Origin of the sequence: Rhizobacter sp., from assembly GCF_032229685.1 — a bacterium.
GTDB lineage: Bacteria > Pseudomonadota > Gammaproteobacteria > Burkholderiales > Burkholderiaceae_C > LMDS01.
Genome location: NZ_JAVTWP010000010.1, coordinates 248773 through 261289 on the forward strand (window position 1 = coordinate 248773; position 12517 = coordinate 261289).

The window sequence follows — 12517 nt, forward strand, 5'->3', positions numbered from 1 at the left end:
AAGTCACCAGCTCAGCGGGTTCACCCGGTACAAGCCACTGAGCTCGCGAAACAGCGCCGCGTGCTCGGCGGCCAGGCGTTGCGGCTGCTCGAAGAAGACCTCGGAAGCCACCGCGAAGAACTCGGCCGGGTCGGTGGCGCCGTAGTGGCTCAACAGCGAAGGCTGGCCGTTGGCAGCACGCTGCTGCAGCAACGCGAATTCGGTAGTCATCACCCGCGCCCAGCGCGCCCGCCGGCCGCGGCCGCGCAAGTGAGGTGCGCCGTTGGCCGGGCCGTTCTCCTGGTCGAGCTGGTGCGCGAATTCGTGGATCACGACGTTGTGGCCGTCGTCGGGTGTGAGCGCACCTTCGAGCGTGTCTTCCCACGACAGGATCACCTGGCCCTGCGACCATGATTCACCGGCCAGCGCGCGGCGCTGCTCCTGCAACACACCGCTGCCGTCGGGATGCAGCTTGTCGACGACGAAGGCGCCGGGGTAGACGAGCACCTGGCGCAGGTTCGCAAAGTAACCGGCGCGGCGGTTCAGCAGCAGCAGGCAGGCCTGCGCAGCGATCGTCACGCGCATCTCGTCGGTCACGACGAGGCCGTTGCAGCCGATGAACGGCTTCTCGGCCAGAAAGACCTGCACATGCTTCTTCAGCTGCAGCTGCAGGTCGGCGGGCATGGTGTGGAAATACGGCCAGCGCTGCCGCAGGATCTGCCGCCACTCGGGCGGGAACGGCTGGCGCCGCACCCGCTGCCGGCGCCATTCGGTGAAGAGCGGCTCACGCAGCAGCCAGCCGAGCACCAGCAGCGTCGTGATGGCAAGAATGAGCAGGGGCAAGGTGGGGTGCAGAGCGCGGCGGCGTGTGAGACCTCGGACGTGGGTGCGTGAAGCCGCATTTCAACGCCCGCCTCGCCGGCCGTCGACACTTGACCCTCACGCTGCGTCAGGCCATATGCTCGACTTCACCGGCACTTGCCGGCGCACGATGAAAGACGGGTCATGTTGCTGAAGGTGGGTGAGCTGGCCAAACGCAGCGGCCTCACGGTGCGCACCCTGCACCACTTCGACGAGATCGGGCTGCTCCAGCCTTCGGCCCGCTCCGAGGCCGGCTACCGCCTGTACAGCCGTGAAGACGTGGCACGGCTGCACGGCATTCAGGCACTGCGCCACTTGGGGCTGCCGCTGAAGGAGATCAGCACCATGCTGGCCGGCGACGGCAGCGCATTGCCCTCGATCGTGGCGCGCCAGATCCGCGCGCTCGACCACGAGATCACTCAGGCCACCGAACTGCGCTCTCGGCTGGCGCTGATGATGGAGCGCTACTCCGCCGGTGCTCAGCCCGAGATGGCCGACTGGCTCGCGTCGCTCGAGATGATGGCCACCTACGCCCGCTACTTCAGCGCCGACGAGATCAAGCGCATCGTCGGCAACTGGCCTCGCGTGGAGGCCGAATGGCCGGCGCTGGAGGCCGAGGTGCGGCAGATGATGGCGCGCGGCGTGCCCGCCACCGACTTGGCGATGCAGCCACTGGCGCACCGCTGGATGGGCCTGATCCACCACTGGCTGGACGGCGACTTCTCGCTCATCGAGCGCTGGGGCACGATGTACAAGGCCGAGCCGGGTGCGCGACGCGAGAGCGTTGGCCCCGACCTGAGCGTGGTGCGCTACGTGGAACAGGCCACCGAGCTGCGCATGGCACGCTGGAAGTCCTACTTCACGTTGGCCGACATGAGCCGCTTCCGCTGGGTGCCGCTGAGCGAGTGGCACGAGGTCGACGCAGAACTGCAGACCCTGATCGCGCAGCGCATGCCGCCCGGCGACCCCGCTGCCCAAGCCGCCTGTGCGCGTGCCGATGCGCTGGCGAGCCGCAGCGTCGGCGACGACCCGGAGCTGCTGCGCAAGCTGGCCGCGGCGATGGCGGCCGACCCGGTGCTGCGCGCCGGCGCGAAGATCGGGCCCGAGGCCCTGGCCTACCTGAAAGCGGTGCGCGCTGCGCGAGGGGCTTGACCCTGACGTGGCGTGAGGCCCGAGAGTGCGGCCCATCGTCACGCACAGGAGCACGCTCATGACCTCTTCGGCTTCTTCCGCCACACCGGCCGCCGCCACTTCCCCACCCCGCAACAGTTTGCTGCGCAACCGCAACGTGGCGTGGCTGATGGGCGGCTCGCTGGTGTCGCTGCTGGGCGACCAGTTCACCCTGGTCGCACTGCCCTGGCTGGTGCTGCGCCTGACCGGCGACACGCTGGTGCTCGGCACCGTGCTCGCACTGCTCGGCATTCCGCGCGCCTTGTTCATCCTGCTCGGCGGTGCGGTGGTCGACCGCTACTCGCCGAAGCGGGTGCTGATGCTCAGCAAACACGTCAACACCGCCCTGCTCGGTGCACTCGCGCTGCTGGTGCTGTTCGACCGACTCACCTTGCCGCTGGTGTACCTGCTCGCGCTCGGCATCGGCTTGTCGACGGCGTTCAGCATTCCGGCCGGCACGTCGATGCTGCCGCAGGTGGTGGCAGCGCAGCAGTTGTCGGCGGCGAACGGCTTGTTGATGGGTTTGCGCCAGCTGAGTTTTTTCATCGGGCCGCTGCTGGCGGGGCTGCTGATCGCGCTGTTCGGCGACGGCCAAACCGGCGGCATCGGCAGCCTGCGCGACGCACAGGGCCTGGGGCTGGCCTTCGGCCTGGATGCCCTGAGTTTTGTGGTCTCGGCGCTGACACTGGCAAAGGTGCGCACCGCGCCGGCACCGGCACGCGCACACCCGCCGGTGCTGGCAGCGGTGGCCGAAGGGCTGCGCACTTTCTGGCAAGACACCGCTCTGCGCAGTTGCCTGCTGTACTGGTCGGCCGTGGCGCTGCTCGTCACCGGCCCGGTGCAGATCGCGCTGCCCGTGCTGGCGAGCGAGCGACCCGAACTCGGTGCTGCCGCGTTCGGCGGCCTGCTCGCGGCCTACGGTGCCGGCACGCTGGCAGGCATGGTGGTCTCGGGCGCGCGGCCCCATCTGCGGGCCGTGAACCTCGGCGTGACGATCCTGCTGGTCGATGCGCTGGTCGGACTGCTGTTCATGCCGCTCGGCCGGATCACGGCGCTGTGGCAAGGCGTGGCGCTGCTCGGTGCCATCGGCGCGCTCGGCGGCTACATGCAGGTGACGGTGTTCACATGGATCCAGCGCCGCGTGGCACCGGCCCTGCTCGGCCGCGCGATGAGCGTGTTCATGTTCATCTTCATGGGCCTGGCACCGATCTCGTCGGCGGCCACCGGCTGGGTCTTGCGCAGCGTGAGCCTGCCCACGCTCTTCACGGCGGCCGGCGGCGCGCTCGTGGTGCTGGTGTTGTTCGCACTCGCAGGCTCCGGCATGCGTCAGGTGAACGACGCGCCGGCCGCCGCGCCCTGAGCTTCAATACCCCAGCGCCAGCCCCGTGTTGCGGCGCGGGTCGTTGGCGCCGTAGTAGCGGTTCTTGCCGACCGGCTTGCCGCCGAGCGACGGTGCGCCGACGAGAATCACCGCGAGGTGGTTCACCGGCTGCGGGTTGCCGAACTTCTGGCCCCAGCCTTCGAGGATCTTGCGGGTGTCGGGGCTGAGCGCGAAGTTGTCGACGTTGGTCGCTTCGGGCAGCCACTGCTGGTGGAACTTGGGCGCGTCGACCGCTTCCTGCGCGTTCATGCCGTAGTCGATCACGTTGATGATCGTGTGCAGCACCGCCGTGATGATGCGGCTGCCGCCCGGCGTGCCGACCACCATGACCGGCTTGCCGTCTTTGGTGACGATGGTCGGGCTCATCGAGCTGAGCGGGCGCTTGCCGGGCGCGATGGCGTTGGCTTCGCCCTGCACCAGGCCGTACAGGTTGGGCACGCCGATCTTCGCGGTGAAGTCGTCCATCTCGTTGTTCAGGATCACGCCGGTCTTCGCCGCCGTGACCTTGGCGCCGAACCAGTCGTTGAGCGTGTAGGTCACCGAGACCGCGTTGCCCCACTTGTCGACGATCGAGTAGTGCGTGGTGTTGCTGCCTTCGTGCGGCGCCACGCCGGGCTTGATGTCCTTCGACACGCCGGCCTTGGCCGGGTCGATCACGGCGCGGATCTTCGCTGCGTAGTCTTTCGACAGCAGGCGGTCGAGCGGGTTCTTCACGAAGTCGGGGTCGCCGAGGTAGCTGTTGCGGTCGACATACGAATGGCGCATCGCCTCGATCTGGTAGTGCACCGACTGCGCCGAGCGGAAGCCCAGTTCCTTCAGCGGGTAGCCTTCGAGGATGTTCAGGATCTCGCAGATCACCACGCCGCCCGAACTCGGGGGCGGCGCCGAGACCACGCCGTAGCCGCGGTAGTTGCATTCGACCGGCGCCATCTCGCGCGTCTTGTACTGGTCGAGATCGGCCTGCGTGATGATGCCCTTGCCGGCCTGGCTGCTGGCGACGATCGCCGCGCCGACCGGGCCCTTGTAGAAGCCTTCTTCACCCTTGTCGCTGATCAGCTTCAGAGTGGCCGCCAGGTCTTTCTGCACGAGCTTCTGGCCGGGCGCGAACGCGGCGCCGTTGTTCAGGAAGATGGCGCCGGTGGCGGCGTCTTTCTTGAAGTCTTCGGTCGCGGTGACGAGCATGTCCACGTCGCCCTGGTCGAGCACGAAGCCGTCTTGGGCGTACTTGATCGATGGCGCGATCAGGGCCGCGCGTTTCATCGTGCCGTACTTCGACAGCGCCAATTCCATGCCCGACACCGTGCCCGGCACGCCCACCGCCAGGTGGCCGTTCGTGCTCAGGCCCTTGACGACGTTGCCGTCCTTGTCGAGGTACATGTTGGCGGTGGCGGCGAGCGGCGCCTTTTCGCGGAAGTCGAGAAAGGTCTTGCGGCCGTCGGCGAGCTGGATCGTCATGAAGCCACCGCCACCGAGGTTGCCTGCCGCTGGGTACACGACCGCCAGTGCGTAACCCACGGCCACCGCCGCATCGACCGCGTTGCCACCGTCTTTCAGCACGTCGACGCCCACCTTGGTGGCCAGGTGCTGGGCGCTGACGACCATGCCGTTTTCGGCAGCCACAGGGGCTTGTGATGCGGCGAGCACCGAGCCGCAGCAGATGGCCGAGGCGACGAGGGTGAGTGCGGGCAGATTGAACTTCATGATGTTGTTGTCTCCGGAAAAATGGTTGTGGGCCGCCTCAGGCGAGCGGCGACGGATCGAATTCACCCGCCAGCGCGGCCCATACTTTGGGCGCCGTCAGCGGCATCTGCAAACGTTCTGCGGCCCGGCCGACGCCGGCATGGTCGAGCGCGTCGATCACCGCGTTGACGACGGCCGGCGTGGCGCCGATGGTGCCGAGCTCGCCCACGCCTTTCACGCCGAGCTGGTTGGTCAGGCACGGGATCGTGGTGTCGAAGCGGGTCTCGAAATACCGGCTGCACAGGTCGGCACGAGGCATCGCGTAGTCCTGGAAACTCGCGGTCAGCATCTGGCCGCTCTCGCCGTCGTAGACCACGCGCTCTGTCAGCGCCTGGCCCAGGCCCTGCACCACACCGCCTTCGATCTGGCCCGAAGCGATGGTCGGGCTCACGACACGCCCGATGTCGTTGACCGACGCGTAGCTCACCACGTCGACATGGCCGGTGTCGGGGTCGATCTCGACCTCGCACACATGGCAGCCGTTCGGCCAGGTCGGGCCGCCGACGACCGCCGTGGCGTCGATGAAGATGCGCTGCCCGGACTGCTTGCCCGCCAGCTCGAACAGGCCGATGCCGACATCGGTGCCGACGACCGTGAAGCGGCCGGCGTGGTATTCGACGTCGACCGGCGCCACTTCGAGCGCTTCGCTCGCGAGCTGCTTGCTGTGGTCGATCGTTTTCTCGGAAGCCACGCGCACCGCCGAGCCGCCGGTGAACAGCGAGCGCGAGCCGGCACTGCCGAAGCCGTTGGCGCGGTCGGTGTCGCCCTGCAGGATGCGCACTTGGTCGGGCGACACACCGAACGTATCGACCACGAGCTGGATGTAGCTGGTGGCGATGCCCTGCCCCATGGCCTGCGTGGCCGAGCCGATCTCGATGAAACCGTCGGCCGTGATGTTGACGCTGGCGCGCTCTTCGAGCGCGTTGCCGCCGGTCCATTCGAGGAAGGTGGCGATGCCACGCCCGCGCAGCTTGCCCTTCGCTTCGGTGGCGGCGCGGCGTGCATCGAAGCCGTGCCAGTCGGCCAGCGCCAGGCCCTGGTCGAGCACCTGCTCGAAACGCCCGCTGTCGTACACCTGCGCCATCGCGTTCTTGTAGGGCATCTGATCGGGGCGGACCATGTTGATGCGGCGCAGTTCGGCCGGGTCCATCTTCAGCTTGCGCGCGGCCGCGTCGAACAAGCGCTCGGTGATGTAGATCGCCTCCGGCCGGCCGGCGCCGCGGTAGGCACCGGTGGTCGCGGTGTTCGTCATCACCGCGGTGTAGTGCAGGTCGACGGTCTGGATGTCGTAGATGCTGGTCGTGACCCACGGCCCGATCAGCACCTGGATCGCCACACCGGTGCCCGTGGCATAGGCGCCCACGTTCGCGAGCGAGCGCACGCGCAGCGCGAGCGCACGCCCGTTCGTGTCGAGCGCGAGCTCGGCGCGGCTGACCACGTCGCGCCCGTGCACGGCCGAGAGAAAGTCTTCCACACGATCGGCCTGCCAGCGCACCGCACTCTGCAGCTCGCGCGCCGCGTAGGCGACGACGATGTCTTCGGGGTGGATGCCGGTCTTCATGCCGAAGCCGCCGCCCACGTCGCCGACGACCACGCGCACGTTGTCGGCGTTCAGGCCCGGAATCGTGTCGCACAGACCCGTGCGCACGCCCGTCGGCATCTGGCTGCTGATGCGCACGGTGAGGCGCTGCGTACCGGTGTCGAACGCGGCGACGATGCTGCGCGGCTCCATCGGGCTGGGGGCCAGGCGCTGGTTGGCCAGGTCCAGCGACACGGTGTGCGCGGCGTGTTCGAACGCGAGGGCGGTCGCCTTCGCGTCGCCGTGGCGCATTTCAGCGGCGATGTTGTCGGGCGCCTCTTCGCACAGCACCGGCGCGCCGGGCGCGGTGGCGCGCACGGCATCGACGACCGCGGGCAGTTCGTCGTAGTCGACCATCACGGCTTCGGCCGCGTCACGCGCCGCTTCGCGGTTTTGCGCCACCACGGCGGCCACTGCCTCGCCGACGAAGCGCACGGTCTGGTGCGCCAGCGCGCGGCGTGGCGCGCTGGTGGCGGGCGAGCCGTCGGCGCGCTTGAAGCCGGCCGCCTTGGCCATCGGCTTCACGCCTTTCAGCGCCAGCTGTTCACCCGTGTAGACGGCGAGCACGCCCGGCATCGCGAGCGCGGCCGAGATGTCGATCGACTTCAGGCGCGCATGCGCGTAGGGCGAGCGCAGGAAGGCGATGTGGCTCGTGGTGCCGGCCACGCGCACGTTGTCGGTGAACTGCCCCCGGCCGGCGAGCAGGCTCGCGTCTTCGACACGTTTGACCGCCTGGCCGCTGCCGAAGCGCGCGGCTTCGCTCGTCGTGGTGCTCATCGAAAGGGTTCCTGCCAAAGAAGATCGGATCGTCAATCGTAGCGGCGCCGCCGATGTCGCGCTTTGCCGGCGCTACAGGAACTTCGCCACCAGCATCGCAACGAAGCTCAGCGCGACGCTGCTCGTCAGCGGAATGAACCACTCGCGGCCGAACAGACGAAAGCGGAAGTCGCCGGGCAGCTTGCCCAGGCCGATCTTCTCCAGCCACGGCCGCAGGCCGCTGAAGATCAGCAAGGCGATGAAGACGACCAGCAGCCAGCGCATCACAGCGTGTGCGTCCGGTCGCCACGGCTGAAGCCGAGCGGTGAGTCGGTCAGCGCCGCGTCGCAGTTCTTGGCGAACCCGATCACCTTGAAGAGCTCGCCCATCTCGTGCTCGGTCAGCAGCTTCTGCGTGTTGGCGATGGTCTTGATGTCGGCGCCTTGCAGCAGGTCGAGCACGCCGCAGTTCATCAGGAAGTGCGCTTGGGTGGTGTAGCCCAGCACGTCGAGCCCCGCGTCCTGGGCCGCGAGCGCGATGCCGCTGAAGTTGACGTGGGCGGTGATGTCCTTGTCGCCCACGTCGATCAATGGGTCGGTGTCGGCGCGGTGCGCGCGGTGGCACATCAGCGTGCCACCGCTGCGCTGCGGGTGGTAGTACTCGGCCTCGGGGAAGCCGTAGTCGATGAAGAACGCCGCGCCGCGTGTCAGGCGCTCGGCCAGGGTGGTGATGAAGGCTTCGGCCTGCGGGTGGATTTCGGTCACGGTGCCGGGGGCGAACGGGCCGTCGAACGGCGGGCGCTGGTCGGTCGGCCGGTCGCCCCACGCAAAACCGCCGTCAGCCATGACCACGCCGCGTTCGAACCACGTCGTGCCGTCGAAGTGCAGCAGTTGCACCGGCATCGCGTCGAGCACTTCGTTGCCGACGATCACCCCTTGCATCTTCTCGGGAAGCATGTCGGCCCATTGGAGCTTGTGGCTGAACGGTGCGAGCAGCGCTTGCTGGCGCTCGCGCAGGCTGCCCGACAAGTCGACGATGGTGTAGCGGCTCACCCGGTCACCGAGCACAGCCAGCAGTTGTGCGGCCAGCGCGCCGGAACCCGCACCGAACTCCCAGACTTGATCGCTGCCGCTCGCGTCGAGCGCCTGTGCCACCTGGCGCGCCAGGGCCTGACCGAACAAGGGGGAGAGCTCCGGGGCGGTCACGAAGTCGCTGCCCGACGCGGGCAGCGTGCCGAAGACCCGCCGATTGCCTGCGTAATAGCCAAGCCCGGGCGCGTACAGGGCCAGCGCCATGAAGCGGTCGAACGGCAGCCAGCCCCCATCCCGATCGATGGCCCTGCGGACGAGGCCGGTGAGGCGCGTCGATACACTTGATGCCTGCTGCATCGCCTCATTGTAGAAACCATGTCGTCCCGCCCCGCCGCCACGCGGCCCGTCGCACTCGTCACCGGTGGCGCCAAGCGCCTCGGCCGCGCCATCGCGCTCGACCTGGCGGCGCACGGCTTCGACGTGGCGCTGCACTACCGCGGGTCGAAAGAAGAAGCGCTCGCCACCGTCGCCGAAGCGCAGTCGCTCGGCGCGGCGTCGTTCGCGTTCCAGGCCGACCTGAGCGACGAGGCCGCGTGCCGTGCGCTGGTGCCGGCGGTTTCCGCGCACTTCGAGCGCATCGACGCCGTGGTCAACAACGCGTCGACCTTCGAGTACGACAACCCCGCCTCGTTTTCTCTCGCGGCGATGGACACGCACTGGCGCGCCAACACCGCGCCGGCCGTGCTGCTGGCGCAGGCGCTGCACACCCACCTGAGCGGCTGCGCGGAGGTGGGCTGCGTCGTCAACATCATCGACCAGAAGCTCTGGAACCCGAACCCCGACTACTTCTCGTACACGCTCTCGAAAGCCGCGCTGCAGGCCGCGACCGTGATGCTGGCGCAAGCACTCGCGCCGCAGGTGCGCGTGTGTGGCGTGGCGCCGGGGGTCACGCTGGTGTCGGGGCCGATGAACTCGAGTGAGTTCGAAGCAGCGCACAAGATGACCCCGCTGCAGCGCTCGTCCACCCCGCATGACATCGCCCGCGCGGTGCGCTTCCTGATCGAATCACCCGCGATCACAGGCACCACGCTGCTGGTCGATGGCGGCCAGCACCTCAGCGCCCAGCCGCGCGACGTGCTCTACCTTGCACAGAATTCCTGAGACCCCTTTCATGCACAGCCTGCTCAGCCACCCCAGCCTGATGGATTGCCGGCGCCTGTTCCTCAGCACCTACGAAGTCTTCATCAACATCGGCGTGCACGCCTTCGAGAAGACCGGCGAACAGCGCGTGTTGATCAACGTCGATCTCTACATCCCGCTGGCGCTCTCGACCCCGAAAGCCGACGAGCTCGACGAGGTGGTCGACTACGACTTCATCCGCCGAAGCATCGCCGAGCGGGTGGCGAAGGGCCACATCCACCTGCAGGAAACGCTCTGCGACGACGTGCTGGAACTGATGCTGGCCCACCCCAAGGTGCGCGCCGCGCGTGTCTCGACCGAAAAGCCCGACGTCTACCCCGACTGCGAATCGGTCGGCTGCGAAGTCTTCGGCATCAAGGAGAAAACATGAGCGCCGTGATGGAGTCTCCCGCGAAGGAAAAGCTCTCTGTCGAGCTGACCAAACTCTCGAAGCGCCTGCACCGCCAGGTGGGCCAGGCGATCGTCGACTTCAACATGATCGAAGAAGGCGACAAGGTGATGGTGTGCGTCTCGGGTGGCAAAGACAGCTACGCGCTGCTCGACCTGCTGATCTCGCTGCGCGAACGCGCGCCGATCCACTTCGAGATCGTCGCCGTCAACCTCGACCAGAAGCAGCCCGGCTTTCCCGAGCATGTGCTGCCTGAATACCTCAAGCAGCTGGGCGTGCCGTTTCACATCGAGAACCAGGACACCTACAGCATCGTCAAGCGTGTGATCGAAGAAGGCAAGACGATGTGCAGCCTGTGCTCGCGGCTGCGGCGCGGCATTCTTTACCGTGTGGCTGGCGAACTCGGTGCGACCAAGATCGCGCTCGGCCACCACCGCGACGACATGGTGCAGACGCTGTTCATGAACATGTTCTTCGGCGCGCGCATGAAGGGCATGCCGGCCAAGCTGGTGAGCGACGACGGCAAGAACATCGTGATCCGCCCGCTCGCCTACGTGGCCGAGCCCGACCTCGTGCGCTGGGCCGCGCACAAGTCCTTTCCGATCATCCCGTGCACGCTGTGCGGCAGCCAGGAAAACCTGCAGCGCGTGCAGACCCGCAAGATGCTCAACGAGTGGGAGCGCCTGCACCCGGGCCGCATCGACAACATCTTCAAGGCGATGAGCCAGGTGGTGCCTTCGCACCTGATGGACCGGAACCTCCACCCCTTCACCACGCTCCAAACCACCGGCGTGGCCGACCCTGCGGGCGACCGGGCCTTCGACGAGATGGATGATTGCGGCCCGGCGGCCAGCGCGATCATCCCTTTGAGCACACTGAGCCGCACGAGCCTCACGGCGGGAGAAACACCATGCTGAAGCTGATTGCCCTGGCCTCTGCGGCCTTCGTTCTGAGCGGCTGCGCCGGCATGGGCGCCGTGAACAGCGACGTTTCCACCTACGGCTCGTGGCCCGCAGAGCGCAAGCCGGCCACCTACGCTTTCGAGCGCCTGCCATCGCAGCAGGAGCGTGCCGATTCCCAGCAGGCGGTCGAAAACGCGGCCCGCGGTGCGCTCGAGGCAGCGGGTTTCACGCCCGCCGCCGCGCCCGGCGATGCGCAGGTCACGGTGCAGGTCGGTGCGCGAGTGGGTGCTTCCGACCGCTGGCCCTACGCCGACCCGTTCTGGAACAACGTCAGCGTCGGTTACTCGCTCGGCTACCGCCGCGGTTATGGCCGTGGCCGATGGGCGACAGGCTTCGGCGTGGGTTACGGCGTCGGCTTCGGTGGCTGGTCGGGCTACGGCGGCTGGCCGGGCTACGACCGCGAGGTGGCGGTGCTGATCCGCGACCGCGCGACCGGCCAGCTGTTGTACGAAGCCCGCGCCAGCAACAACGGCGCGTCACCGGCGATCGACCCGCTGCTGCCCGCCATGTTCTCGGCGGCGCTGAAGGACTTCCCGGCGGGCGGGCCGAACCCGCGCCGCGTCAGCGTGGACGTGGCCAAGCCCCAGTGACCGGCCCCGCGCCGGCGGCAAGCTTCACTTGAAGGTCTGCGCCACGAGCGCACGCAAGTCGCCTTCCCAGCCGTTCAGCTTGCCGGCCGCCGTGCGGCGCTGAGCCGGGCTGCTGCTGTTGTGCAGGCTGGCCCCGAAAGCACAGTTGAACTCGGCCAGACGCTCCGAATAGCGGCGATAGGCCTCGCGCGGCGAGCGCTCGATGTTCTCGGCATAGACCCGGAGCGCGGCTTCGGCCTGGGCCCGGCTGGCGCCTTCGGCGCTCAGCTTGCGCAGCAGTAGCAGCGCGTCCTGCTGGCGCTGTTTGCGTTCGGTCAGCCAGAGCTCCGGGTCGAACGGTGAACGTGCCATCGCGGCGGCCACACGCGCCCGCTGCGCGTCGTCGAGCCGGCCGTACAAGGACTCGGCGCGCTCGACCGTGCGCTTGATCGTGGCCTCGCTGCGTTCGCGCGGGTCTTCCTGCAGGTAGTCGTCGCGGAACTCGTCGTTGGCCTTGGCGTAGCGCCGCTCCAGGTGCTGGATCTGCTGCGGCGTGACCGACAGCGCCCAGTCGGCCGCCGCCGGCACAGCCTGTTCCCAGGCGGTGTGGGCGCGCTTGAGCAGTTCGACCTGCCATTCGCAGACCCGCGCCGGTGTGGTCTCGACGCGCACCTCGGCCTGTGCGCGCACCAACAGCTGGGCGTAGTCGGGCAACTGGGTCTTGCGGTGCCAGGCGAACCACTGCGCCAGCGCTTCGCGGATACGGCGGGTCTGCTCGCCGTCGAAGTCGACATAACCGTCGAGCCACCAATAGGCCAGGTCGGCGGCCTGGCTGTAGCCGATGCGCAAGGCACTGCAGCCCGAGAGCAGCAGGGCCACGCCGCAGAGCGCCGCGATAATG

The 12517-nt window shown here is 68.1% G+C and carries 12 protein-coding genes; 6 read left to right on the plus strand and 6 right to left on the minus strand.

What is annotated here, in order from left to right:
* Window positions 1–3: 3 nt before the first annotated feature.
* On the minus strand, window positions 4–822 hold the full coding sequence (locus AC30PD_RS04765; RefSeq protein WP_489534494.1) for a M90 family metallopeptidase: 819 nt from the start codon (window positions 820–822) through the stop codon (window positions 4–6).
* 162 nt (window positions 823–984) lie between these two features.
* On the opposite strand from AC30PD_RS04765, the gene AC30PD_RS04770 reads away from it, so the two are divergent.
* Both AC30PD_RS04770 and AC30PD_RS04775 read left to right on the plus strand, forming a co-directional pair.
* Window positions 985–1992: a MerR family transcriptional regulator gene (locus tag AC30PD_RS04770; protein WP_489534495.1), complete on the plus strand. Its 1008-nt coding sequence runs from the start codon at window positions 985–987 to the stop codon at window positions 1990–1992.
* Between the two features lie 58 nt (window positions 1993–2050).
* Window positions 2051–3370 carry an MFS transporter gene (locus tag AC30PD_RS04775; protein ID WP_489534496.1) on the plus strand — a complete coding sequence of 440 codons (1320 nt, stop codon included), beginning with the start codon at window positions 2051–2053 and terminating at the stop codon, window positions 3368–3370.
* 3 nt (window positions 3371–3373) lie between these two features.
* On the opposite strand, the gene ggt is transcribed toward AC30PD_RS04775, so the two are convergent.
* From ggt to AC30PD_RS04795, 4 genes are all read right to left on the minus strand, one after another.
* Entirely contained in the window at window positions 3374–5092 is a 1719-nt protein-coding gene (gene ggt / locus AC30PD_RS04780; protein ID WP_489534497.1) for a gamma-glutamyltransferase, read from the minus strand.
* A gap of 37 nt (window positions 5093–5129) precedes the next feature.
* Complete coding sequence (locus AC30PD_RS04785; RefSeq protein WP_489534498.1) at window positions 5130–7487, minus strand: xanthine dehydrogenase family protein molybdopterin-binding subunit; 2358 nt, start codon at window positions 7485–7487, stop codon at window positions 5130–5132.
* Between the two features lie 72 nt (window positions 7488–7559).
* Complete coding sequence (locus AC30PD_RS04790) at window positions 7560–7754, minus strand: DUF2905 domain-containing protein (protein ID WP_489534499.1); 195 nt, start codon at window positions 7752–7754, stop codon at window positions 7560–7562.
* A complete protein-coding gene (locus AC30PD_RS04795; RefSeq protein WP_489534500.1) occupies window positions 7751–8854 on the minus strand; it encodes a class I SAM-dependent methyltransferase in 1104 nt (367 codons plus the stop codon). Before AC30PD_RS04795 ends, AC30PD_RS04790 begins: the two co-directional genes overlap by 4 nt.
* Window positions 8855–8872: 18 nt before the next feature.
* Between AC30PD_RS04795 and AC30PD_RS04800 the strand changes: the two genes are divergently transcribed.
* The 4 genes from AC30PD_RS04800 to AC30PD_RS04815 are packed head-to-tail and all read left to right on the plus strand — an operon-like array spanning window position 8873 to window position 11637.
* Window positions 8873–9658: an SDR family oxidoreductase gene (locus AC30PD_RS04800; RefSeq protein WP_489534501.1), complete on the plus strand. Its 786-nt coding sequence runs from the start codon at window positions 8873–8875 to the stop codon at window positions 9656–9658.
* Window positions 9659–9668: 10 nt separating this feature from the next.
* On the plus strand, window positions 9669–10067 hold the full coding sequence (locus AC30PD_RS04805) for a dihydroneopterin aldolase (protein WP_489534502.1): 399 nt from the start codon (window positions 9669–9671) through the stop codon (window positions 10065–10067).
* On the plus strand, window positions 10064–11002 hold the full coding sequence (gene ttcA, locus AC30PD_RS04810) for a tRNA 2-thiocytidine(32) synthetase TtcA (RefSeq protein WP_489534503.1): 939 nt from the start codon (window positions 10064–10066) through the stop codon (window positions 11000–11002). Before AC30PD_RS04805 ends, ttcA begins: the two co-directional genes overlap by 4 nt.
* Entirely contained in the window at window positions 10996–11637 is a 642-nt protein-coding gene (locus AC30PD_RS04815; protein WP_489534504.1) for a DUF4136 domain-containing protein, read from the plus strand. The genes ttcA and AC30PD_RS04815 overlap by 7 nt, the downstream gene beginning before the upstream one ends.
* Window positions 11638–11661: 24 nt before the next feature.
* Here AC30PD_RS04815 and AC30PD_RS04820 read toward each other — a convergent pair whose 3' ends face one another.
* Window positions 11662–12495 carry a DUF6279 family lipoprotein gene (locus tag AC30PD_RS04820; protein ID WP_489534505.1) on the minus strand — a complete coding sequence of 278 codons (834 nt, stop codon included), beginning with the start codon at window positions 12493–12495 and terminating at the stop codon, window positions 11662–11664.
* Between the last annotated feature and the right edge of the window lie 22 nt (window positions 12496–12517).

Bases quoted from the DNA above. Each gene is read 5' to 3' on its own strand.
- AC30PD_RS04770 (WP_489534495.1), top strand. From the start codon at position 985: ATGTTGCTGAAGGTGGGTGAGCTGGCCAAACGCAGCGGCCTCACGGTG.
- AC30PD_RS04775 (WP_489534496.1), top strand. From the start codon at position 2,051: ATGACCTCTTCGGCTTCTTCCGCCACACCGGCCGCCGCCACTTCCCCA.
- ggt (WP_489534497.1), bottom strand. From the start codon at position 5,092: ATGAAGTTCAATCTGCCCGCACTCACCCTCGTCGCCTCGGCCATCTGC.
- AC30PD_RS04785 (WP_489534498.1), bottom strand. From the start codon at position 7,487: ATGAGCACCACGACGAGCGAAGCCGCGCGCTTCGGCAGCGGCCAGGCG.
- AC30PD_RS04795 (WP_489534500.1), bottom strand. From the start codon at position 8,854: ATGCAGCAGGCATCAAGTGTATCGACGCGCCTCACCGGCCTCGTCCGC.
- AC30PD_RS04800 (WP_489534501.1), top strand. From the start codon at position 8,873: ATGTCGTCCCGCCCCGCCGCCACGCGGCCCGTCGCACTCGTCACCGGT.
- AC30PD_RS04805 (WP_489534502.1), top strand. From the start codon at position 9,669: ATGCACAGCCTGCTCAGCCACCCCAGCCTGATGGATTGCCGGCGCCTG.
- ttcA (WP_489534503.1), top strand. From the start codon at position 10,064: ATGAGCGCCGTGATGGAGTCTCCCGCGAAGGAAAAGCTCTCTGTCGAG.
- AC30PD_RS04815 (WP_489534504.1), top strand. From the start codon at position 10,996: ATGCTGAAGCTGATTGCCCTGGCCTCTGCGGCCTTCGTTCTGAGCGGC.